This window comes from Pseudomonas sp. GW821-FHT10C09, from assembly GCF_059415465.1.
The window spans coordinates 89,870-114,167 of the sequence record NZ_JBWKNG010000009.1 but is presented as its reverse complement, the minus strand read 5'-3'; the positions used below and the strand labels follow the sequence as shown (position 1 = coordinate 114,167).

Sequence of the window (24,298 nt, the reverse complement as noted above, 5' to 3'; positions counted from 1 at the left end):
GCCTTACCGCGTCCGACGGCGGCGACGGTTGATCAACAACAACGCCACCGCCGTCACAGCGATAACCGTTCCGTACTGCAATGGCCGCTTGTAAGGACGCAGTACCGATCGCGTCGCGTCAGTCGCCTGGGTGACGTAACGTTTGCTGGCATTCTGGAAGTCAGGATATGGGCACTGGTAGCCGAAATTCACCGCCCAATCCACGTAAGGCCCTTCATTGACGTAGCGTTGATACAGAGCACTTTGTTCTTCAAGGCTGCTGTTCCAGCCCGCCGCCGCGCACAGCACCGCCGCAAAGGCCTGGCTGGTGTGCGGCAAGTTATCGGCGGCGCGACTGGCCAACGCCGTGGCCACGAAACGATAGTGATAACGCTCGTCAGGTTTGGCGGCGCTGGCTTGCTGGCGCTGGACTTCACCTTCAGCCACTAACGGCCCGACTTTCAGCTCCGCGGTTTCAAGGCTGTAATTGCCACCGAACGTGGCGTAGTCCGGGGCCATTTCGTAGCCGAGAATGTCCATCCCCCACTCGCGGGCCGTCCAGGCGGCATTGAACAGGGCGGCGGCACGCTTGGTCGGCCACCATGCCGCATCGGCCAGCTGACGCTGTTGCGCATACAACCGGGCTTTTTTCTGAAGATCAGGATTGTCGAAGTACACCAGCGCTTCGTCATAACGCTCTTCGCGCAACAACCGACGGCCAAGCAGATTGCGCAACTGTGCGGCCACCGGCAACGGCACGTAGTTGTCACGATCCTGCTGGCTCAACGGCGGTGGCGCGGGGACCTGCGTGTCGACGTAATGCTTGAGCTCATCGACAGTCAGCACCCGTTCGGCCACCGTCGCGGCATCGAACCAATAGATGCTTTGGCTGCGATACAGCTGATCGAACGCTTGCAGGTAATCCCCGCGTTGCAGCGCCAGAATCGCACTTTCACCCTCGACCCGGCACTTGGGCTGAAGCGTTTCGTAGTCGTAGTCCGGCGTACGACGCTCACCCCACGATTCATTCTGCGGGAATGCCTGAGCCGCCTTGGCATACGCCGCTGCCGCCGCGTTTTTATCGCCATCGCGTAGCGCCAGTTTCGCCCGCAACCACCACGCCAGGCCGCCGTCACCGGCGTGGTCAAGAAAGGCCTTGGCGCTGGCGTAGTCGCCTTGTTGATAATTCATTGCGGCCAGTCGATCCGCGTTATCCAGGCTGCCGCGGGTGCTGCTTTGCAGCAGTTTGATCAGTTTCAATTCGTTGGGTGGTTGATCACCAAATGACCAGCCCAAGCGGCTGATCAAAGACGCAGTGACCAGTTGTTGCACCGGTTTACCCTTGAGCAACGCGGTCAATTGATCGTCAGGCATCGCCAGCAGATCGGCCATCAGCAGCTTCAACGAGGTGTAACCCACCGCCGAGCCGTGGAGGTTTTGCGTGGCGTAGAGTTCGATGGCGCTGTCCCAATCGCCAGCGGTACGGGCCACGCGCGCTTCTTCGCCGAGGCTGGCGACACCCAGTTCCAGCGGATCACTGAAGCCATCGATGCTCAGCTGACGGGTCTGCTCGAACGCCTTGCGCGACTGCGCCAGCAGATCGGGTGATGCGTCCGCCTCGCTGCTCATGGCAAACAGCGCACGGCCTAGCGAATACGCGGCCCAGGTGCTGCGCAAGGCGCGTTGATCGGCCGGCAACGCCAGCACTTTTTCGAAGTATTCGGCAGCCAAACGATGATCGCCCGCACTGAACGCTGCAGCGCCCGCCAGATACAGCGTGAGCTCGGCCGGCAGGCTCGCGCCTTGTTCTTCGACCTGATGCGCATCCGTCAGGCTGCGCAGCTGTTTCACCAGCGCTTGCTGTTCGGCCGTCAGCCCGGTCTGTTCAGCGGTATCACGCTGTTCTGCGTAATCCGTGGCCTCCATGCTGTAGGGCGACTGCGCGACATGCTTGAGCCCCGCGATCGCATGCCCGAGTCGATTGACCTCGAACTGGAAGTTGCCTTCCGGCAGCTCCGCCAAGGACTGGCCGCGGTTATCCAGCAGGCGCATCGGAAAGTCCGGCCCGCAGGCCAGCGCCGAGCCCAAGGGCAAGCTGAGGCTCAGGCAGAGCAGATGGCGGGGCCAGTTACGGGTGAACATTAGAACCTCCTTGATCAATTTTTGTGCAGCGTGCCCAACCGATTGCACGCTGCCCACCGGCGGCTATTCGGCCGTCGTTAAGGCGGGTGAAGGTAAGCAGATCGGGGCTTTGTTGCAACGCATAACCGGCCAGCGCATCGGCGCCGTCACAGCCCTGCACGGCCAGGGTCACGCGTTTGGGCCATGGGCTGTCGAGGTTGCCCTGGTTGCTGACGCTGATGTCATAAAGGCCGTCCTGCGCACTAAGTTTCACGCTCAAGCGGCTGTCGAGTGTGTCAGCGCGTGCCACCGCACCCAGGGTGGTCAGGCTCCAGGCCCGGCGGTCGCCCGCCAGCGGCAGGCGAAACCAGATCAGGCCGGCCAGATGAGCCGGCGGATCGGCGCGCAAGTCCATGGCAAGTGTGCGCAGTTGCAGTGGATCCGCCAGCAGTTCCCGGCGTTTGCCGCCGCGCGCCACCGGCACTTCGCTTTCCACAACCGGTGCGCCAGTGGTGCCGGGCAACAAGGCCACGCCGTAGGCCGGGAGTGCCAGATAGAAAGGCTTCATGGTGACCCGCCCCCAGCCCTTGGCCCACTTTCGTGCCTGATCCGGGTCGAACAAACCACGTCGTGGATCGCTTACCGCGTGCACCTGCAACACGCTGCTGTCGACGGTCGATAACAGCGCTGGCAGTTCGGGGCTGTCCAGCCACGCCGGCAGCGCGGTGATGCTCAGCGGTAACGTCGGCGGTAAAACCGCACGCAGGTGCATCAGAAAATCTCGATAAGCCGGTAACCGGGCATTGCCCGCATCGTGGTCAATTTCCACACCGGACAGCGTCAGCCCTTGGGCTTGCCAGTCGCTGAGCAGCTGTTGGATTTGCGTCGTGACCTCATCCTGGTCCAGCGACTGGAGCTGTCCATCCAGGCGAATCACCGCAATCAGTGGCCGACCATCGCGTTTGAGCAGCGCCGCATCGATCCGCGCACGACGCCAGCCGGCTTGCGGAAACGCCTGCAAGGCCAACACCCGCAACGTCGAAAAGTCCGCACGACTGTCGCGCAGGGCCGCGTCATGGGCGGGCGTCCATTGCCGTTGCCAGACGTAGAGTTGCTGATCGAGCGGCGGCGCGTCTTGTTGCTCGCAGCCGTTGAGGAGCACTGCAACCAGCAGGATCGAGAGACGAACGAAAGACACCATGAAATCCCAGATCCCTACAAACACAGGGCTACAGGGAAGTTGCCGGGCATTGATCAATCAGCCATTGGTTTGCGGGCGATGATCACCTGGCTTTTCGCCACGACCGCGTCCAGCGCCTGTTTGATCTGTGCGCCGCGAGGGGACGCCAGAACCGCTTGCCAGGTGTCGGCCCAGTGGTTGAGCAGCGGGTGGTCGGCATTGCTGAAATCGACCTTGGCTTCCCAGAACAGCAGCATCCACATCGACCAGTAAAACCCATATTGGCTGTGGCTGAGCACTTCCAGGCCGGCGTCGCTGACCATCGCCTTGAACTGCTCTTCGCTGATGATGCGAATGTGGTTGGGCTTCTGGAAATACTCCGGTGCGGCGATGTCCTTTTGCAGGTCTTCGGAGCTCGGGTGCGGAACGCTGAGCAAATACAGCGCGCCCGGTTTGCCGACCCGCACCAGTTCGGCGAGGAACTGTGCCGGATCGTCCACATGCTCGATAACTTCGGTGGACACCACGCGGGTAGCGGTGGCGTCGGCAATCGGCAGCGGGTTGCAGTCGGTGACGTGGCATTCGACGTCACGCGCCGGGGTGTCGCCCAAGCGCTGACGGGTGGCTTCGACCTTGGCGGCGTCGATGTCGGCGATGATGATCTTCGCCCCGCGCATGCCGCAGAAATGCACGTTGCCACCGTCACCACAGCCCACGTCCAGCAGCGTGTCTTCAGCACTCACCGGGAACCCGGTGAACAGCTCGCCGGTTTGTTGATTGAACCAGCCACTGAGCATCGCATCGTGCAGGCCGAGCATGTACGGGTCGACTTTCTCGACCTTGTCTGCCGCAGGCGTCGCGGGAGCGGGCGTGCCCGCCGTGAGTTTCTTCAAAAGGCTCAGCATGAGGTAGCTCCAGAGGATGGGACAGCTGTTCGGGACGTGCTCAGGCGTTTGACCAGCGAGGCGCCGCGGTTGCGCATGGGCATTTCGATGAAGCGGTAGTTGAGTTCGCTCAGCAGCACGATCAGGCTGCCAGCCATCAACAACGTCAGGATCGGATGGCCCGCCGGACTGGGCAGCCCCGCAGCCTGTAAACGAAAGGTGAATTCGCGCACCAGCAAGTAGGCTGGAATGTGGATCAGGTAAATCCCGTAGGAACGGCTACCGACCCAGGTCATCAGATTCTTCAGCAGGCCGCGAGGCAACAGGTAATCACGGTTGTAGGACGCCACCCAGACCAACACCGCGCACAACACGGCAATCACGCCGATGCGGTACTGGGTGAAGGTAAAGCGATCAGTCGCCATGAAACTGAGCGCCAGCGACAGCACAATCAGCGCCAAGATGCCGGCCCATGGGCGACGCAGAAACGTCGGTTCCCAGCGCAGGTACGAAGGTTGTGCACTCCACATCGCCAACAGCACGCCGAGGGCCAGCGCATCGGTGCGCACCACCATCAGAATCGGCGTACGCAACGTGAACAATTGGACCGCGACCAGCGCCAGCAACGCCCAGACAAGATGCTTGCGGCAGACCAGGATCAGCAGCGGAAACAGCAGGTAGAACTGCTCCTCCAGCGACAGGCTCCAGTACACAAAACTGGTGCCGTATTCGTAGTGATAGAAGCTGTCGGCGAAGCGGAAGTTGGCGTATTGCGCCACACCGGCCAGCGTCGCCTGCACGTTGGCGTGCAGCGTACCGAACGCGCCGGAGCGGTTGAGAAAGAGGCACGCCAGCAACATCAGCGCCAGCCACAACCAGGCTGACGGCAACAATCGAAAGGCTCGGCGCAGCCAGAAATTACGCGTCTGCTGCCAGTACTCCTGACGGGTGCTGCAGCCTTGCAACGCCGGGATCAAACTGCGTGCGATGACAAATCCCGAAATCGCGAAAAACATGTCGACGCCCCACCACGGCTGACCGAACGCAGTGATGGTTTGCAGCAACGGCACCGAGGCGGCAAAGAGGCTGTCTTGCAGGTGATGAAACAGCACGCCGAGTACCGCAATGCCGCGCAATAACTCGATGTCCATGATCCGCTTGTCATTACTCATGCCGTCCTCCTGGACGCTGCATCGGCATCCACCGGTTTGCGCGCGATGATTACCTGGCTCTTGGGCATGAACTGATCGAGCATCTGCTTGATCGCCAAGCCGTCGGGTTGCGCCAGCAAGTCCTGCCAGGTTTTCGCCCAGCTCTCCATCAGCGGCGGGTACGGTGCCTGAATGCGGTCACGCACCGCGCCACCCAGATCCCGTCCCGCGGCCCGCTCACTGGCCCAAAAGAAAATCATGCCCATCACCCAGAAAAACCCGGTGGCCTGACGGTGCTCGATCACCAGGCCCGCGTCCTCCACCAGTGCGGCAAAGCGTTCCGGGGTAAAAATCTGTACGTGATTGGGCGACTGGAAGTAGGTCGCCGGGGCGATGCCCTTTTGCAAATGCTCACCCACAGGCGCTGGAACGCTGAGCAGATACAGCGCACCGGGCCGCCCCATGCGCACCAACTCGGCCATGAACGGCTCGGGTTGATCGATATGCTCCAGCACTTCCATGCACACCACTTTGCTCGCGCAAGCGTCTGCCAGCGGCAATGGCAGGCTGTTGCTGACCAGGCCGAGATTGGCTTTATCCGATTGCGCGTCCACTTGCCGGGCGAGGTCACGGACCTTGTCGTGTTCGCTGTCGGTGAAGATCACCGACGCACCCTGGCGCACCGCAAACAAGGTCGCGACCCCTTCACCACAGCCGACGTCCAGCAAGGTGTCGTCGGCGGTAATGGCAAATCCCTTGAGCAGTTCGCCGCTGCCGCCCGAAAACCAACCGTCATGCATCGCGTCGTGCAAGCCCACTTCCCTTGGCGACACACGAGTGGGCTCAACCGGCAACGACGCGGGCGCGGGTTTCGCTTCAGGAAAGAAACGTCTGACCAATGCGCGGATCATGCCTCGGGGGTTTCCACGGCACGGGTTTCGAACAGCTGGGCAAAATAGGCCTTCAGGCGCTGCTCGGCAGTGACCTGGCTGCAGAATGTCCTGAGGCTGGCGACGGCGTGAGTGGACATCTGTGCATAACGTTCGGGGTCGCTCTTGGCCACCTCGTAGCTTGTCCGGTAAGCGCGGCACAACGACGCCCAGTTGGTGACGTAGCGCAACGTCCGGAACGCCCGACGCGGATCATGCGGCCAGGCGGTCAGTTCGTCCGTGGAGTCGATGAGGAACGCATTGTCGGCGTCCAGGTAGTCGATCATCGCTGTGGTCCGGGGCGCCACGGCCGGTTTGCCGCAGGACATGAATTCCATCAGCGGCAGGCACTGGCCTTCGCCGTAGGACGTGTTGACTACGTAACTGGTTGCCTGCACCAGACGCTCGTAATCCGCATCGGCGAGGTAGCCATAAATCAGCACGATGCGGCAGCGGTAGGACTGGTTTTTGTACAAGTGATGAAGGATGTCAGTCAGCGCGGCTTCGGCATCGTGGTGAGTCAGTTTGAGCACCAGTGTCGCATCGTCCACTTCACGGAACGTCACGCAAAAGGCGCTGAGCATGTCTTCCCAGTTCTTGCGCCCGTCGCCGGGGTTGAACACCGAGGTGTAGATCACCCCGTCGAGGACCAACTCGTGTTCACTCGGCGGGGCCTCGAAGTCGATGCCCACGCCTTCGCGCGATGACGCCGGGCCGAAGGCACGCAAGTCGAGTTCGCGGCTGTCGGCCAGCAATCCTTTGATCTTCAATCGCACCTGGCTGGCCAGGGGCTGACGCTGCAATTGCGCGCCACGCTCGGAAAACCGGTCCCACACCGGGGCAGGCACCGCGACTATCGGGTAGTCGGCGCCCATCGCCTCGCGCACCGCCGTCACGGTGTAGCTGGAATGAGTAATCGCCGCACCCGCTGCCCGCAACACCGTGCGCCAGTCGTTGAGCGGATCACCGGCAAAGGGTTCGTTGGGGATGGTGCTGAATTCCCATGCGAACACCGGCAGCGTCGGGCAAGCAAGATTGACCGGCGTGCGATGAGGGGGCGAGAACGACAGGAACACGCAGTCTTCGCCTCGGGACAGGCACTCCCGGTACAAGGCATCGACTTCGGCCTGCGGATAACGGACTTCCACCACTCGCCCCAGCCGCTCCAGCACGGGGCGGTATTCCTTGAGCACGAAGTAGTAGCTGTATTCCGAACGACCCAGGTTCTGGGCGATGGTGTGCTGGTTGGTTTCCGAATGAATGATGATCAGCATGCGGCATTATCCGTTGCGGTCGCTGTCGGCAGAACCTGTGGCGCCAGCCCGAAAAAGTCCGCCAGGCGCTTCTGCACCGGGGCGAAAGCGCAGTAGTCGTGCATGCGCTCGACGGCGGCGAGGGACATGCGCTGATAATCCTGCGGTTGCGCCTTGGCCATCCGGTAGCTGTTTTCGTAGGCGGTTTTCAGTGAACCCCAGTCCGGTCGATAGCGCAGGGTGCGGTAGATGATTCGGGTGTCTTGCGGCCAGATGGTCAGCTCTTCGCTGGACTTGACCACAAAGGCCACGCGCTCATCGATGTAGTCTTCCATGGCCGTGTGGTCCGGAGCGATCACCGGTTTACCGCTGGCCATGAACTCCATCAGCGGCAGGCACAGCCCTTCGCAGCGCGATGCATTGACGTAAAAACTGGCCGCCTCGTAAAGACGGGCATATTGCGGATCATCCAGGTAACCGTGCATCACCACCACCCGACAGGCGAATGGCGAGAGCTGCGCGAGCAAGGTCATCAGCTCGTCGTAGTAGGACGACAGGTCGCTTTGGGTAATCTTCAGCACCAGCGTGGCGTCGGACGTTTCGCGAAAGGCCCAGCAAAACGCAGTGATCAATTGATGCCAGTTCTTGCGCCCGTCACGCGGGTTGAACACGGTGACGTAGACCACACCGTCGACCCGGGTTTCGACCAAAGAGGTGGTGTCTGGCCAATTGCGCGGCTCAGGTTCCGGCACCGCAATTGTCTGCGGGCCGGCGATGGCTGGCAGGTATTCGGCCACTCGAGCATGCACCGCATCGGAGAGCAAATCGCGAATGCCTTCCCAGTACCACTGGCTCAGAAAGTGCGTGCGATGCAGCGGAACCGGCAGCGTTTTGCCCATGTCCCGGCGCCACATGTGCAGGTAGTGGCGAGCGATCACGAAGCGGCGTTTCAATGTCAGTGGCGGCGGCTTCAATGACTCCAGTTCGGCCTCGCGCGCGGCCAGTTCCTCGGCGGTGAGCACCGCGGGAATCAGTGCATCGGCGTTGAGGCCGAGGGTGTGCGTATCGAAAATGCAGCCCTTGATGTCCAGCACCGAACCGGCGTTCACCGGGACACTGGTGTGCTGATTGCGGATGGCCGCAAAGTTTTCCCACAACGGCGTCGGCAACACCAGCACCGGGAAGTCTTCACCCATGGAACGACGAATCGCCCGGGCGGTATGGCTGGAAAGCGTGATCACCCGGCCCTGATGCGCGAGCATTTGCGTCCAGTCCTGACGCGGATCGTTGTCCCACTGCTCATCGGGAATCGAGTCAAACTCCCAGGCCACCACGCAGATCGTCGGGCACTCAAGGTCGTTCGGGGTTTTCTGCGGCGGCGTAAAAGACAGGAAGATACTGTCCTCGCCAGCGGCCAGCAGTTGTTTGTAGAGGGGATCGACCTCGGCGGTGGAGGACACCACATGCACGCGCCCAAGGCTTTCGAGCACCGGGCGATACGCCTTGAGCACGAAGTAGTAACTGTATTCGGGACGACCGAGGCTCTGGCTGATGGAGCTGTCGTTGACGTCCGAGTAAAGAATGAAATTCATGGCATCCCACGATGAAACCGCCATCCCGGCAGCCCCACTCTATGACGGCAAAGCGAACGGAGAGCCGGTGTTTGCCGGTCGTCGTCCATCGTCTTTTTGCTCGTCTACGTTCTTGTTTTAATGGTCAGTCTCACGGGGTTCGGGAACAACCCGCACGAACACTGGATAATCGTGACGAGGGGCATTCTAAACACATCCGTCGAGGATTCGTGAACCGCCCGGCGAGAATAAATCGGGCTACGCTGACGAGAACTGACCAGTCACGGTTGGACCTGTTGAAATTGCCGAGCAATTGGCACAGATTGGCTACCAAACAACTACAACAATGACTTTTCCTACTGTTTGCCGAGATTACACCTACGGTCTGACAGATAATTTCCCGGAAGCCTGTGGGGAAAAGGAAAAAGTTTACGACCAAGGGGCTGCTGTTTGAAAAAGCGTCTGTTCGTGACGGGTCTGAGTGGATTCGTCGGACAACACATCCAATCTCGCCTGAACGCTGATGCCTCGGAATGGACGCTACTGCCTGCCACTTCCCGTTACGATCTTGCTGAGCCCGGCAGCCTCGAAGGCCTGTGGCCCGAGATGCCCGACGCGGTCATTCACCTGGCCGGCCAGACGTTCGTGCCCGAAGCCTTCCGCGATCCGGCGCGCACGCTCAACATCAACCTGCTCGGCACCCTGAACCTGCTGCAAGCCCTGAAGGTCCGCGGCTTCACTGGTACGTTTCTGTACATCAGCTCTGGCGACGTCTACGGCCAGGTCACTGAAACCGATCTGCCCATCACCGAACATCAGCCGCCCTGCCCGCGCAATCCTTATGCCGTGAGCAAGCTGTCGGCGGAATTCCTTAGCCTGCAATGGGGCCTGAGCGAAGGCTGGCCGGTCATGGTCGCCCGTCCGTTCAACCACATCGGCACCGGCCAGAATGAAAGCTTTGTCATCGCCAGCGCAGCTCGGCAAATCAACCGAATCAAACAAGGCTTGCAAGCGCCGCAACTGGAAGTCGGTGACATCGACGTCACGCGCGATTTCCTCGACGTTGACGACGTGATTTCGGCCTACCTGGCGCTGCTGGAAAAGGGCGTGCCGGGACAGGTCTACAACATCTGCTCGGGGCACGAGCAGAGCATTCGCAGTTTGATCGAACAACTGGGGGACCTCGCCCAGGTCGACATGCAATTGATTCAAGACCCGGCGCGCCTTCGTCGCGCGGATCAGCGTCGCGTTTGTGGCAGCCATGCCAAGCTTGCCCAGACCACAGGATGGACGCCTGAAATCACAACACAACAATCCCTGCGGGCGATCCTGTCCGACTGGGAGAAGCGAGTACGACAAGAATGACTAAAAGTGCATTGATCACAGGGATCACCGGCCAGGACGGTGCTTATCTGGCCAAACTGCTACTCGACAAGGGGTACAAGGTCCACGGCCTGGTGGCCCGGCGCAGCAGCGATTCGCGCTGGCGCTTGCGTGAAATGGGTGTCGAAGGCGACATCGTTTACCTGGACGGTGACATGGCCGATGCCTGCTCGGTGCAGCGTGCGGTCATCAAGTCGGCCCCGGACGAGGTCTATAACCTGGCCGCGCAAAGTTTCGTCGCCGCCTCCTGGGACCAACCGGTCACCACCGGCATCGTCGACGGCCTGGGCGTGACTCACTTGCTCGAAGCCATTCGCCAATTCAGTCCGCACACGCGTTTTTATCAAGCGTCCACCAGCGAAATGTTTGGCCTGATCCAGGCCGAGCAACAGGACGAGAACACCCCGTTTTACCCGCGCAGTCCGTACGGCGTGGCCAAGCTGTATGGTCACTGGATCACCGTGAACTACCGCGAAAGCTTCAACCTGCACGCCAGCAGCGGCATCCTGTTCAACCACGAATCGCCTCTGCGCGGTATCGAGTTCGTGACCCGCAAAGTTACCGACGCCGCTGCTCGCATCAAGCAGGGCAAACAGCAGGAACTTCGCCTGGGCAACATCGACGCCAAGCGCGACTGGGGGTTTGCCGGCGACTACGTCGAAGCCATGTGGCTGATGCTGCAACAGGACAAGCCCGATGACTTTGTGGTCGCCACCGGCATCACCACCACCGTGCGCGAAATGTGCCGGATTGCCTTCGAACACGTCGACCTGAACTACCGCGACTTCGTGAAAATCGACCCGGCGTTTTTCCGCCCGGCCGAAGTGGAAGTGCTGTTGGGCAACCCGGCCAAAGCCCAGCGTGTACTGGGCTGGAAGCCGAAGACCGACCTGGATACCTTGATCCGCATGATGATGGATGCGGACATGAAACGCGTCGCCAAGGAGTAGGCCATGCTGATTCCCGTGATTCTCTCCGGCGGTGCCGGTACTCGCTTGTGGCCGGTGTCCCGCGAGGGCCATCCCAAGCCATTCATGACCTTGCCCGATGGCCAGTCGCTGCTGGGCAAGACCTATCGGCGGGCCGCCGGCCTGCTCGATGGCCGGGGCGATATCGTCACGGTGACCAACCGCGACTACTACTTCCAGAGCAAGGATCACTATCAAGAGGCGCAGCTCAGCCGTCATCGCGGGCACTTCATGCTGGAGCCGACGGGCCGCAACACGGCCCCGGCCATCGCGGCGGCAGCATTGTCGCTGCAAGCCCTGCACGGCGACGAAGCGATTATGGTGGTGATGCCCGCCGACCATTTGATCCTCAACGAAGACGCCTTGAAAACCGCCGTGGAACACGCCGTAGCGCTGGCCAAGGATGGTTTCCTGGTGACCTTCGGCGTGGTGCCGACCGCGCCGGACACCGGTTTCGGCTACATCGAAACCGGCGCTGCGCTGGACGGAAAAGGCGCAGCCAGGGTGCAGCGTTTCGTTGAAAAACCTGATTTGCAAACCGCGACGCATTACCTGGAAAGCGGCAATTTCCTGTGGAACTCCGGAATGTTCTGCTTCTCGATCGCCACCGTGCTGGCCGAGTTGCAGATCCACGCCCCGAAGTTGCTCGAGCAGACGAAAGCCTGCATGGCGGCCAGTAGCCCGGTGGAAACCGTCGGCTGCCTGCAACAGGAATTGTCCCCGGCGCTGTTCGCCGAGATCACCGACATCTCCATCGACTACGCCCTGATGGAACACTCCGACAAAGTGGTCGTGGTGCCCGCCCAATTCGACTGGAGTGATATCGGCTCCTGGGGCGCAGTGGCCGCACTGGTGCCTGCCGATGCGCAAAACAACCGCGCCAGCGGCGATGCCGTGTTCATCGACAGCCACAACAACTTTGTCCAGAGCGAAGACCGGCTGGTAGCGGCCGTGGGTGTGGATAACCTGATCATCATCGACACCGCCGACGCCGTGTTGGTCGCCCACGCCGATCGCGCGCAGGACGTGCGTCGGGTGGCCAAGCAGCTCAAGGACAAAAAGCACGAAGCCTATCGCCTGCACCGCACGGTCAGCCGGCCTTGGGGCACCTACACCGTGCTCGAGGAAGGCCCGCGCTTCAAAATCAAACGCATCGTGGTCAAGCCCGGTGGTAAGTTGTCGCTGCAGATGCACCACCATCGCAATGAACATTGGGTGGTGGTCGAAGGCATGGCCAAGGTCACCAACAACGGCACCGGTACTCATCTGGTCGCGAAGAACGAATCCACGTTCATTGCCGCCGGCCACCGGCATCGTCTGGAAAACCCGGGCGTGATTGACCTGGTGATCATCGAAGTGCAAAGCGGCGAATACCTGGGAGAAGACGATATCGTCCGCTTCGAAGACCAATACGGCAGGACGGTTTGAATGCTGCTTTCTTTGTACCGCTCGCTGTGGGGCTATCGGGGATTCATCCTCGGTAGCGTCAAGCGAGAGTTCCAGGCGCGTTACCGCAATTCGTTGTTCGGTGCCCTGTGGACCGTGCTGAACCCGCTGTCGATGATCATCGTCTACACCGTGATCTTTTCCCACATCATGCGCGCCCGTTTGCCGGGGGTAGATGACGGCCTGGCCTACAGCGTTTACCTCTGCGCCGGCCTGCTGACGTGGGGATTGTTCGCGGAAATCACCGTGCGCAGTCAGAACATGTTCCTCGACAACGCCAACCTGCTGAAGAAAATCAGCTTCCCGCGGATCTGCCTGCCGGTCATCGTGCTGTTCAACGCCGGCATCAACTTCGCGATCATCATCGGCTTGTTCCTCGGTTTTCTGCTGATCACCGGTCGACTGCCCGGCATGGCGCTGCTGGCGCTGATTCCGCTGTTGGCCTTGCAGGTTGTGTTTTGTGCCGGGTTGGGGATGATTCTTGGCGTCTTGAATGTGTTTTTTCGCGATGTCGGGCAATTTTTCGCCATCTGCCTGCAATTCTGGTTCTGGCTGACGCCGATCGTGTACCCGATGAGCATCCTGCCCGACTGGGTGCAGCGCCTGCTGCAACTCAACCCCCTGACCAACCTGATCACCAGCTACCAAAACGTGTTCCTTTACGGCCAATGGCCGGTCTGGAGTTCGCTGCTGCCGATCATGGTGGCCAGCGTGTTGTTCTTCGTCATCGGCCTGCGCCTGTTTCGTCAGCGCGTCGGTGAAATGGTGGATGAACTCTGATGGGGCACATACGCGTCACCGGCCTGGGCAAGGCCTACAAGCAATACCCCAATCGCTGGAGCCGACTGGCTGAATGGCTGATCCCGTTTTCGCCGATCCGTCATCGCCAGCACTGGGTGCTGCAAGACGTGGCTTTCGAGATTGCTCCCGGCGAGTCCGTGGGTATCGTCGGGGTCAACGGCGCGGGCAAAAGTACCCTGCTGAAAATGATCACCGGCACCACCCAACCCACCTGCGGCAGCATCCAGCTCGAAGGCCGCGTCGCCGCCCTGCTGGAACTGGGCATGGGTTTTCATGCGGACTTCACCGGCCGGCAGAACGCCGTCATGGCGGGGCAACTGTTGGGCATGCAAGTCGAGGAAATCGAAGCACTAATGCCCGAGATCGAACGCTTCGCGGAAATCGGCGACGCCATCGACCATCCCGTGCGCACCTATTCCAGCGGTATGCAGATGCGCTTGGCGTTCAGCGTGGCCACGGCGCGGCGCCCGGACATCCTGATCGTCGACGAAGCGCTGTCAGTGGGCGACGCCTACTTCCAGCACAAAAGTTTCGACCGCATCCGCAGCTTTCGCAAAGCCGGCACCACCCTGCTGATCGTGTCCCATGACCGCTCGGCGATTCAGTCGATCTGCGACTCGGCGATCCTCCTGGAAAAGGGGCGGATGGCCATGCACAGCACGCCCGAAGCCGTCATGGATTACTACAACGCCCTGCTCGCCGAACGCGAAGGCCAGACGGTACGTCAGGAAATGCTCTCTGGCGGCCAGGTCAGCACCATTTCCGGCACCGGTGAAGCCGGGATTTTGCGGGTGCGCTTGCTGGACGAACACGAACGGTCCATCGATGCGGCGGAAGTCGGTCAACCGGTGGTGCTGGAGGTGGAAGTCGAAGTCCGCCAGGACATCGAGCGGCTGGTGCTGGGCTTCATGATCAAGGATCGCCTGGGCCAGGCCATGTATGGCATCAATACCCATCGCCAGGATCAGGCGCTGAACGATCTGAAGGCTGGGGAGCGTGTGACCTACCGTTTTGCCTTCGTCATGGCACTGGGCAAGGGTAACTATTCGGTGGCGCTGAGCCTGTCCCGGCTGGATTCGCACCTCGATCGCAACTTTGAATGGCGGGACTACGGCCTGGTGTTCCACGTGATCAATAACCGCCAGGAAGATTTCGTTGGCTGCTCGTGGCTGGGGGCCAAAACCACCATCACCCGCTCCATCGAAACGCCGATACCGGAAAACACACCATGACGCGCCTTCTGGTCGAATGCACCCACGTCTTCCAGCACCCCAAGGTCAACTCGGGTATTCAGCGAGTGGTGCGCAACGTGGTCAATCAACTGCCGGAATCGGTCGAAGGGGTTGAATGCATCCCGGTGGTGTTGCTCAAAGGCAAACTCTACCGAGTGCTGATGCTCGGTGCGCTGAACATCCCGTTTTTTGATCACTTGATGACCTTCGGTGGACGGCTGGAACGGCTGGCCCATCGTTTCTGGCAACTGCATCAACGCCTGCACAACCGCAGTCACTCGCGAATGATCAAGCGTTTGCTGCACGTGGCCTACCGGGTTACGGCGATCACCTGTTTCAGTATTCCACTGCGGATAATCGAAGGCATCAACCAGTATCAACTGCCCAAACGCTGCACGCCGCTACAGCACCAGCCAGGGGATCAACTGGTGTTGCTGGATTCGTCCTGGCACACCGATTTTTTCCCGTTTGCCGAACAGCTCAAACGCGATGGCGTGGGCATCGTTTCGGTAATCTACGACCTGATTCCCCTGACACATCCGCAGTTCTACGACACGCGGCTGGTGCAGGTCTTCAACGAGTGGTTCGACTGGATCACCCGAACGGCCGATGGCTATGTGGCAATCTCTGCCACGGTGCGCGATCAGGTGCGTGAGGAATTGCAGCGCCGCCTCGGTCCGGCCAAGGCCAGTGAGTTGTGGTTCGATTATTTCCACCTCGGTTCCGAGCTCGACCTGAGCGAAGCCACCGCCGCCGTGGAGCCGCGCCTTGCACGGCTTTTTGAAACACCGGAGCCGGTATTCCTCATGGTCAGTACCATCGAGCCGCGCAAGAACCACGATTACCTGCTGGACGCCTTCGAACTCGCCTGGGCGGCGGGCTCCAAGGCCCGGTTGTGCATTGCCGGTCGCATCGGCTGGAAGTGCGACGCCCTGCTCGCCCGGGTACGCAGTCACCCGCAGCTGAACCGGCGCCTGTTCATGTTCAACGACCTGAGCGACACCAGCCTCGAACATGCCTACAGCCACGCCAGCTCACTGGTGTTTCCGTCGTATGTCGAAGGTTTCGGCCTGCCGCTGGTGGAAGCCATGCAGCGCGGGCTACCGGCGATGGGCAGCGATATTCCGGTCTTCCGCGAAATCGGCGGCGAGTTCATGGCGTACTTCGATCTGGCCGATCCGCGCAGCCTGGCCGACCTGGTCATAGGTTTCGAGCGCAGCGGTCGATTCCCGGCTACCCGCGACGTCGCCGACTGGCGCTGGATAGGCTGGCGTGAAGCGAGTGCGCAATTGGCCGAACGAACCCTGCGCAATCTTGTAGAAGCACCGGTCATTCCAGAGAGGCAACATGCGAATTGCCCTTAATGCGCGAATCCTCCAGGCCCCGCGTACCGGCATCGGCCACTACGTCGCCGAACTGGCGAACGCACTAGCCGATGAACCAGATGTTGAACTGGCGTTGTTCCATGGCTGGGGCTGGAGCTCGGTGCTGCCTGAGGCGGCCATGCCCGGTTATTCGCGACTGACACCGCTGCTGCGGCAAATTCCGGGGGCCTATCAGGCCCGGCGCTGGTTGGAGCAGAAGCGGTTCGATCAAGGTCGTGCGCAAACCATCGACCTCTACCACGAGCCGAGTTTGTGGCCGCTGTCGTTCGACGGCCCGACGGTTATCACCCTGCATGACCTGACTCACCTGCACTACCCCGATACGCAGCCGCCCGCACGCTTACGAGAAATCGAGCGACGGCTGGCCGACGGCGTACGCCAGGCGAGCCTGATTCTCACCGACTCGCAGTTCATTGCCGACGAAGCCCAGGCGCATTTCGGGCTGCCGGCTGAGCGATTTGTTGCCGCACCACTGGGCGTAGCGGCGCGTTTCCACCCGCGGGCTCCCGAAGCCATCGACGCCGTGCTCAAGGCCCATGGCGTGGAGGCGCGGGAATACTTCCTCTGCGTCGGCACCCTGGAGCCGCGCAAGAACCTGACCCTGGCCCTGCGCGCCCACGCTTTATTGCCGGAAGTTGTGCGCCAGCGTTTTCCGCTGTTGATCGTCGGCATGGCCGGCTGGCAACGCGAGCAATTCAGCGAAGAATTATGCACGGCCCTGGCTACCGGCGACGTATGTCTGCTCGGGTATTTGCCTGATGAAGATCTGGCGCAACTGTTGGCCGGTGCTCGGGCATTGATCTTTCCTTCGCTGTACGAAGGGTTCGGGCTGCCTGTTCTTGAAGCCATGGCGAGCGGAACGCCGGTCATTCTGACGCGGCATTCGGCCATGCCAGAAGTCGCTGGAACCGCAGGCAACTACATCGAGCCGGATAATCCAGACCATTTGCAAGAGGCCATGAACCGGTTGATCGACGACCCTGTTCACTGGCGGGCATGCCGCGAAGCCGGCTTGTTACAAGCGAAGCTTTTTTCCTGGAAGCGTTGCGCGAAGGTCACGGCCCGAGCCTACCGTCAGGTTATTGGAGACTGATATGCGCGTACTGCACTTTTACAAAACCTACTTGCCTGACTCCATGGGCGGTATCGAACAGGTCATTTTTCAGTTGTGCGAGAGCGGAGCGCGACATGGTGTCGACAGCACAGTCCTGACCTTGAGTAACAACCCGGCACCCGGTGTAATCCAGATCCGTGAACATCAGGTCCATCAGGCCAGAATGGACTTTCAACTGGCGTCCACCGGCTTCTCCTACAGTGTGTTCAAGCAATTTCGTGAACTGGCGGCAGAGGCCGACGTGGTCAACTACCACTTCCCATGGCCATTCATGGACCTGGTGCATTTTTGCAGCGTAACCAAAAAGCCCTGCGTGGTGAGTTACCACTCGGACATCATTCGCCAGCGCCATTTGCTCAAACTGTATCGACCCTTGATGCGCCGGTTTCTGGACAGCGCCGATCGAATCGTGGCGGCGTCACCCAACTACTTTCACACCAGTGAAATTCTTCAGGACTACCGCGAAAAAACCCGAGTGATCACCTATGGGTTGGACAAGGCAGGTTATCCACAGCCAGAAGTAGAGCGCACTGAACGCTGGCGTCGGCAGTTGGGTGACAAGTTCTTCTTGTTCGTCGGCGTTATGCGCTATTACAAAGGACTGCACATTCTTCTCGAAGCGATGCAGGGGCTGAATTATCCGGTGGTGATCGTCGGCGCCGGCCCCCTGGAAGCTGAACTGCATGCTCAGGCCAAAAAGCTGGGTTTGCAGAACCTGCACTTTTTGGGACGTTTGGGTGATGAGGATAAAGTGGCCTTGCTGCAATTGAGCTATGCCGTGGTGTTCCCATCGCACCTGCGCTCCGAAGCGTTCGGCATTTCGCTGCTGGAAGGGGCTATGTATGGCAAACCGATGATCTCCAGTGAAATCGGCACCGGCACCAGCTACATCAACATTCACAATGAAACCGGGCTGGTGGTCCCTCCCAGTAATCCAAAGGCGTTCCGTGAAGCGATGCGCACGCTGTGGGAAAACCCGGTTCGTGCGGCAGAAATGGGGATGAAGGCTGAGGCTCGGTATCGGCAGTTATTCACAGCGGATGAGATGGGCCGTAAGTGGACCGAGTTATACGAAGAGCTGCTGGAAGAAAAGTCCCTGTCCTACGCCTGACTCCTTCTTTGTGGGAGTGAGCCTGCTCGCGAAAGCGGTGTACCAGTCGACATAATAGTTGAATGTCAGAAAGCCTTCGCGAGCAGGCTCGCTCCCACAGGGAAGTTATCCACAAGCCCAGTGCTACAGATCCAGCACCAGCGGCTGCGAACCCTGCGCCGGCACCGCACAACAAATCAGCACTTCTCCAGCGCCGGGCACTTCTGCCGGCACCTGTGGATAAGTCACTTCGCCGCTGATCAGGCGCGTCTTGCAGGTGCCGCAGGAACCGCCACGGCAGCTGAATTCCGGGCGCAAGCCACGGCTTTCAGCCAACTCCAGCAAACTGCCGCTATCGGGTTTCCAGCGCGCCTCTTTGGCCGAGCGCTCGAACACCACCGGTACCGACGTCGTGGCGGCCGGTGGTTGCTCGATGACCACTGCATCCGGATCGGGTATCCGGCGCAACGTCGACGGGCCAAAGGTCTCGGCGTGAATCCTTGAATCGCGGATGTCCATGTCCCGCAGGCTGTCATACATCGCCTGGGTAAACGCTCCAGGGCCGCAGAGGACAAAATCCAGCTGATCGTAGTCTTCCACCTCAAGCATATGCTTGAGCAGGTCGGCGTCGATTCGCCCGGTCAGGTCGAAATCTTCACCTTCGCGCGCTTCGGGCTCCGGCTGACTGAGCAAACGCAGGACGCGCACCGCGTCACCGAGCCCGTCGAGCAAGCGGTTCAGCTCAGGGCGAAACGGTTGATCGGCCAGGGTTCGCGAGCTCTGGATGAACCAGGTCGGGCGAATGCTCCGCGTGCGCAGGCCTTGATAAACCACCTCGCGCACCATCGACAGCAGCGGCGTAATGCCCACGCCAGCCGCCAGCAACACCAGCGGTCGCCGCTCATGCGGTGCCACGGTGAAATGCCCTTGCGGCGCACGGGCCTCCAGTACATCACCGACACGAATCCGCTCATGCAGGTGCGATGACACCAACCCGTCACGCTTCACGCTGATCCGGAAAAAGTCATCGGACGGCGCACTCGACAGGCTGTACGTGCGGATATGCACGTCACCGTTAATGTTGAACCGTAAAGGCAAATGCTGCCCGGCCTGGAACACCGGCAAACCGGCGCCATCGGCAGGCTCCAGGTAGATCGAACGGATGTTGTGGCTTTCCTGTTCGATGCGCGCCACCCGCAGCGACCGCCAATGATCGCCCAACGCCTTGGCTTGCAGGCGTGCATTGGCCTGCGCCCAGGTGCCAGTCAGCAAACTGGTGGGCGACACGCCGTCAAAGCGCCAGCGCAAGGCCAGCGCTGCAGGACGGCGCACCACGTGCTCGACCTCGAAGGTCCACAGTCGCTCGGCACCTTGAAAGGCTTCGATTTGCGGACCGTCGAGGATGATTTCAGTACGCCCGCTGAGGTGCAGCAGGTCACCCGAATTGAAATCGATGAACAACAAACCGGCGCGGGGATTGATCAGCAGATTGCCCAGCGTATTGAAATGCAGGTTGCCGGCGAAGTCAGGGATCGTCAGGCGATTACCTTCCACTTGTACGAAACCGACCTGGCCTCCCCGGTGAGAAACATCCACCGACCGCTGGCCATCGACGTCCACGTAGCTGGCGACAAAGAACGTATCCGCCTCAATGACCATGGCTCTGGCCGCGTCATCCAGTTCAGTCAGGTGCTGTGCAACGCGGCTCGAAGGGTCAGCCAAGGGCACCGAGCGAAACTGGCGCAATTGAATATATTGCGGGCAGTTGCCGAACGATTGCTCCACCGTCACCCCGAATCCGCTGGCCGTAACGGCGCCGACGCGACCATTGAGGCGGTTGCGACGCCGGGTGTGCAACTCGATACCGAGCAGGCCGATGGCAGCACCGTCTTGCAGTTGCGCGGGGTCATCGGCCCCCGGCAGGTGGTCGAACTGCAACAGCGATGGGTCGGGGGAATGAGCGAAGCCCGGTTCCCCTTCAAGAATGCTGGCCCAGGGGTTGCCATCGGCATCAACGGCGCCGTACAGCATGAACGGCAGTTGCTGATAGAACGCGCGGTGTTGATCCGGCATTTGACTGCGAATCACCTTACGCCCGAACGCCTCCATTCGCTCGGCAACACCCACATGAGCCTGCAACTGTTTCTCGCCGGCGTGCCAAGGTGAATGTTCCATAACGGCTTCTCCCCTGCGCCCATGGCGCATCGTGAACGGCCCGAGCGGGTCGGGCCGTGTGCATCAGGCAGTTTTTTGCAGGCCGGCCACCGTGCGTGGCATGCCGACAAACCCTGGCAACGCTTCAATGCGCGCCAGCCAGGCGCGGATGTTGGCGTACTCGTCGAGCGAGACGTTGCCTTCCGGCGCATGGGCGATGTAACTGTAGGCCGAGACGTCGGCGATGGTCGGCTCGGTCCCGACCAGATACGGCGTGGCAGACAGTTCCTGATCGATGATTTTCAGCAAGGCGTGGGAATTGGCGATCACCTCTTCAGCGTTGTAGGGCGCGCCGAACACGGTGATCAACCTGGCTCTGGCCACACCAAAGGCAATCGGCCCGGCAGCAATCGATAACCAGCGCTGAACCTTGGCGGAGCCGACAGGATCAGTCGGTAGCCAGCGACCGTTGCCATACTTCTGCGCCAGATACACCAGGATTGCATTGGAATCGGCCAGCACGACGCCTTGGTCATCAATGGCAGGCACCTGACCCATCGGGTTGATCGCCAGGTATTCCGGCTGCTTGTGCTCCCCCTTGGCCAGATCGACAAAGACTAGTTCCGTCGGCAATTGCAGCAGGGACAGCATCAGCTCCACACGGTGAGCATGGCCAGAGCGTGGGAAGTTGTAGAGTTTGATCGCTTGCATGGTCGACTCCGCTGGGTGGAGGCGCTGATCAAGAAGATCAGCACCGATGGCCTCTATCTTCCACCCTCAACCAAAACAACAGAATAACCAGCAAACGCAATCCATTGTTTCATCCAGCGCAATAACCCTCTAACGGCTCAGGGCTGGATGCTCCCTTAATGTCTTCACCGCGAAGTCGACAAAACTGCGGACTCGCACCGGCGCCTTGCGACCCCCTTGGTAGACCACATGAATGGGCAGTGGCGGCTGTTCGAAGTCAGCCAGCACGACTTCCAGTTCTCCGGCGGCTACCTTGCTCGCCACTTGGTAAGACAGGACCCGGGTGAATCCCAAGCCCATGGACGCCGCCGTGATCGCAGCCTGATTGGCGGTGACCACAAGACGCGGCTCCGGGCGAACGCTCAGCGGCTCGCCCGCTTCAAGAAATGGCCAGGCTCTGAGCTGCCCGATGGACGACGTTGCGATAATCGGGGCACCGCTGAGCTCATTCGGGTGCAGTGGCCTGCCACGCGCCATCAAAAACGCCGGGGACGCACAGATCACTCGCCTCACCTCGCCCACGCGAATCGCATGTTGATTGCTATCAGGCAGCTCACCGATTCGTACCGCCACATCAATGCCCTCTTCAACCATGCTCACGACTCGGTCGACCAATAGGGCATTGATGCTGACTTCAGGAAACTGGGCGAGATAACCGACCATGACCGGCGTGACGAACAACTCACCGAACAACACCGGCGCCGTAATCGTCAGTTGCCCACGGGGCTGGGCGTGACTGCCGGCCGCAGAATCCTCTGCTTCCTGCACCTCCACGAGAATCCTCCGACAATCCTCCAGATAACGCTGCCCCGCCTCGCTCAAATGCACGCTGCGGGTGGTGCGGGTAATCAACTGCGTGCCAATGCGCTGCTCCAGTGCCGCAACGGCCCGGGTGACACTGGCTGCCGACATCCCCAAACGCCGCGCCGCTGCGGAGAAACCTTGTTCTTGAGCGACGGCGGCGAAGACCTGCATTTCCTGGAATCGGTCCATGGGGCATGTCCTTTATTCAGATAAAAAAAATCGCAACCGTAGGCTGCGATTTTTCAGGGTTGCGATCACCTGTGGATAACTTATTCCACCGTCACCGACTTCGCCAGATTACGCGGCTGGTCAACGTCCGTACCTTTCAGCACAGCAACGTAGTACGACAGCAACTGCAGCGGGATGGTGTAGAGGATCGGCGACAGGATGTCGTGGATGTGCGGCATGTGCACAACGTGCGTGCCTTCGCCATTGGTCATGCCGGCTTTCTCGTCTGCGAAGACGATCAACTGGCCGCCACGGGCGCGGACTTCCTGGAGGTTGGATTTCAACTTCTCCAGCAGCTCGTTGTTCGGCGCCACGGTGACCACCGGCATGTCGTTATCCACCAGCGCCAACGGGCCGTGTTTCAGTTCGCCAGCCGGATAAGCTTCAGCGTGGATGTAGGAGATTTCCTTGAGTTTCAGGGCGCCTTCCATCGCTACCGGGAATTGCGCGCCACGGCCCAGGAACAAGGTGTGGTTTTTCTCGGCGAACAGTTCGGCGATTTTCTCCACGGTGCTGTCCATGGCCAGGGCTTCGCCCAGGCGAGTAGGCAGGCGACGCAGTTCTTCAACCAGAGTGGCTTCGACGCCCTTGGCCAAAGTGCCGCGAACCTGACCCAGGGACAGGGTCAGCAACAACAGGCCTACCAGTTGAGTGGTGAAAGCTTTGGTCGAGGCCACGCCGATTTCGCGACCGGCCTGGGTCAGCAGGGTCAGGTCGGATTCACGCACCAGCGAACTGATGCCAACGTTGCAGATTGCCAGGCTTGCGAGGAACCCCAGTTCCTTGGCGTTGCGCAGGGCAGCCAGGGTGTCGGCGGTTTCGCCAGATTGGGAAATGGTCACGAACAGCGTGTCGGGTTGCACCACAACCTTGCGGTAGCGAAATTCGCTGGCAACTTCGACCTGGCACGGGATGCCAGCCAGTTCTTCGAGCCAGTAACGGGCAACCATACCGGCGTGATAGCTAGTGCCGCAGGCAACGATCTGTACGTTGCGCACTTTGGCGAACAGCTCGGCAGCCTGTGGACCGAATGCCTGTACCAGTACGCCGTTCGGGCTCAGACGACCTTCGAGGGTGCGCTGGACAACAGACGGTTGCTCGTGGATTTCCTTGAGCATGAAGTGGCGGAACTCGCCCTTGTCTGCCGCTTCGGCACCGTCGCGGTACTGCACGGTTTCGCGTTCGACGGCTTTGCCGTCAACGTCCCAGATGTGCACGCTGTCGCGACGAATCTCGGCGATATCGCCTTCTTCCAGGTACATGAAACGGTCGGTGACCTGACGCAGGGCCAATTGGTCGGAAGCGAGGAAATTTTCCCCCAGGCCCAGACCAATTACCAACGGGCTGCCACTGCGGGCGGCGACCAGGCGATCCGGCTGCTTGGCGCTGATGACCGCCAGGCCGTAAGCACCGTGCAACTCTTTGACTGTGGCTTTGAGGGCCGCGGTCAGGTCGGGCAAATCCTTGAGTTTGTGATTCAGCAGGTGAGCGATGACTTCGGTGTCGGTGTCCGAGGTGAACACATAACCCAAGGCTTTCAGCTGCTCACGCAGGGCTTCGTGGTTTTCGATGATGCCGTTGTGCACCACGGCCAAGTCGCCGGAGAAATGCGGGTGGGCGTTGCGCTCGCACGGGGCGCCGTGCGTGGCCCAGCGGGTGTGGGCGATGCCAAGGCGACCGACCAGAGGCTCGGCTTCAAGCGCGTTTTCCAGCTCGCTGACCTTGCCCGGGCGACGCATGCGCTCGAGTTTTTCATCGTTGGTGAAGACCGCCACACCGGCGCTGTCATAGCCACGGTATTCCAGGCGCTTGAGGCCTTCGAGCAAGATGGCAGTGATATTACGTTCTGCGACTGCGCCGACAATTCCACACATG

Annotated in this window: 19 protein-coding genes; 8 read left to right on the top strand and 11 right to left on the bottom strand. The window is 60.6% G+C overall.

Annotated features, from left to right (window positions below):
* Positions 1-3: 3 nt before the first annotated feature.
* Genes AC07N8_RS11320 through AC07N8_RS11290 form a run of 7 tightly spaced genes read right to left on the bottom strand, consistent with a single transcriptional unit; the run spans position 4 to position 9,089 of the window.
* Positions 4-2,121, bottom strand: a complete 2,118-nt coding sequence (locus AC07N8_RS11320) for a hypothetical protein (RefSeq protein WP_493143588.1) — start codon at positions 2,119-2,121, stop codon at positions 4-6.
* A complete protein-coding gene (locus AC07N8_RS11315; protein ID WP_493143590.1) occupies positions 2,108-3,301 on the bottom strand; it encodes a DUF3142 domain-containing protein in 1,194 nt (397 codons plus the stop codon). Before AC07N8_RS11315 ends, AC07N8_RS11320 begins: the two co-directional genes overlap by 14 nt.
* A 53-nt stretch (positions 3,302-3,354) precedes the next feature.
* Complete coding sequence (locus AC07N8_RS11310; protein WP_493143592.1) at positions 3,355-4,185, bottom strand: class I SAM-dependent methyltransferase; 831 nt, start codon at positions 4,183-4,185, stop codon at positions 3,355-3,357.
* The gene (locus AC07N8_RS11305) at positions 4,179-5,336 is read right to left on the bottom strand and encodes an acyltransferase family protein (protein WP_493143594.1); all 1,158 of its coding nucleotides are present in this window, start codon (positions 5,334-5,336) and stop codon (positions 4,179-4,181) included. The genes AC07N8_RS11310 and AC07N8_RS11305 overlap by 7 nt, the downstream gene beginning before the upstream one ends.
* Complete coding sequence (locus AC07N8_RS11300) at positions 5,333-6,226, bottom strand: class I SAM-dependent methyltransferase (RefSeq protein WP_493143595.1); 894 nt, start codon at positions 6,224-6,226, stop codon at positions 5,333-5,335. Before AC07N8_RS11300 ends, AC07N8_RS11305 begins: the two co-directional genes overlap by 4 nt.
* Entirely contained in the window at positions 6,223-7,518 is a 1,296-nt protein-coding gene (locus AC07N8_RS11295) for a glycosyltransferase (protein ID WP_493143597.1), read from the bottom strand. The genes AC07N8_RS11300 and AC07N8_RS11295 overlap by 4 nt, the downstream gene beginning before the upstream one ends.
* Positions 7,512-9,089, bottom strand: a complete 1,578-nt coding sequence (locus tag AC07N8_RS11290; protein WP_493143599.1) for a glycosyltransferase — start codon at positions 9,087-9,089, stop codon at positions 7,512-7,514. Before AC07N8_RS11290 ends, AC07N8_RS11295 begins: the two co-directional genes overlap by 7 nt.
* Before the next feature lie 429 nt (positions 9,090-9,518).
* Between AC07N8_RS11290 and AC07N8_RS11285 the strand changes: the two genes are divergently transcribed.
* The 8 genes from AC07N8_RS11285 to AC07N8_RS11250 are packed head-to-tail and all read left to right on the top strand — an operon-like array spanning position 9,519 to position 18,508.
* Positions 9,519-10,433, top strand: a complete 915-nt coding sequence (locus tag AC07N8_RS11285) for a GDP-mannose 4,6-dehydratase (protein WP_493143601.1) — start codon at positions 9,519-9,521, stop codon at positions 10,431-10,433.
* The gene (gene gmd, locus AC07N8_RS11280; RefSeq protein ID WP_027926228.1) at positions 10,430-11,401 is read left to right on the top strand and encodes a GDP-mannose 4,6-dehydratase; all 972 of its coding nucleotides are present in this window, start codon (positions 10,430-10,432) and stop codon (positions 11,399-11,401) included. The genes AC07N8_RS11285 and gmd overlap by 4 nt, the downstream gene beginning before the upstream one ends.
* A gap of 3 nt (positions 11,402-11,404) precedes the next feature.
* Positions 11,405-12,847, top strand: coding sequence for a mannose-1-phosphate guanylyltransferase/mannose-6-phosphate isomerase (locus tag AC07N8_RS11275; RefSeq protein ID WP_493143606.1), 1,443 nt, complete (start codon positions 11,405-11,407; stop codon positions 12,845-12,847).
* Positions 12,848-13,645: an ABC transporter permease gene (locus AC07N8_RS11270; protein ID WP_483841562.1), complete on the top strand. Its 798-nt coding sequence runs from the start codon at positions 12,848-12,850 to the stop codon at positions 13,643-13,645.
* Positions 13,645-14,898: an ABC transporter ATP-binding protein gene (locus AC07N8_RS11265; RefSeq protein WP_493143610.1), complete on the top strand. Its 1,254-nt coding sequence runs from the start codon at positions 13,645-13,647 to the stop codon at positions 14,896-14,898. The genes AC07N8_RS11270 and AC07N8_RS11265 overlap by 1 nt, the downstream gene beginning before the upstream one ends.
* Positions 14,895-16,262, top strand: a complete 1,368-nt coding sequence (locus AC07N8_RS11260; RefSeq protein ID WP_483841560.1) for a glycosyltransferase family 4 protein — start codon at positions 14,895-14,897, stop codon at positions 16,260-16,262. The genes AC07N8_RS11265 and AC07N8_RS11260 overlap by 4 nt, the downstream gene beginning before the upstream one ends.
* Entirely contained in the window at positions 16,246-17,376 is a 1,131-nt protein-coding gene (locus AC07N8_RS11255; RefSeq protein ID WP_493143612.1) for a glycosyltransferase family 4 protein, read from the top strand. The genes AC07N8_RS11260 and AC07N8_RS11255 overlap by 17 nt, the downstream gene beginning before the upstream one ends.
* A gap of 1 nt (position 17,377) precedes the next feature.
* Positions 17,378-18,508, top strand: a complete 1,131-nt coding sequence (locus AC07N8_RS11250) for a glycosyltransferase family 4 protein (protein WP_493143614.1) — start codon at positions 17,378-17,380, stop codon at positions 18,506-18,508.
* A gap of 123 nt (positions 18,509-18,631) precedes the next feature.
* On the opposite strand, the gene AC07N8_RS11245 is transcribed toward AC07N8_RS11250, so the two are convergent.
* From AC07N8_RS11245 to glmS, 4 genes are all read right to left on the bottom strand, one after another.
* Complete coding sequence (locus AC07N8_RS11245; protein ID WP_493143616.1) at positions 18,632-20,662, bottom strand: 2Fe-2S iron-sulfur cluster-binding protein; 2,031 nt, start codon at positions 20,660-20,662, stop codon at positions 18,632-18,634.
* Between the two features lie 63 nt (positions 20,663-20,725).
* Complete coding sequence (locus AC07N8_RS11240) at positions 20,726-21,352, bottom strand: glutathione S-transferase family protein (RefSeq protein WP_493143618.1); 627 nt, start codon at positions 21,350-21,352, stop codon at positions 20,726-20,728.
* A gap of 129 nt (positions 21,353-21,481) precedes the next feature.
* Positions 21,482-22,384: a LysR family transcriptional regulator gene (locus AC07N8_RS11235; protein WP_493143620.1), complete on the bottom strand. Its 903-nt coding sequence runs from the start codon at positions 22,382-22,384 to the stop codon at positions 21,482-21,484.
* An 80-nt stretch (positions 22,385-22,464) separates the two neighbouring features.
* Entirely contained in the window at positions 22,465-24,297 is a 1,833-nt protein-coding gene (glmS, locus tag AC07N8_RS11230; RefSeq protein WP_483841553.1) for a glutamine--fructose-6-phosphate transaminase (isomerizing), read from the bottom strand.
* Position 24,298: the final 1 nt, after the last annotated feature.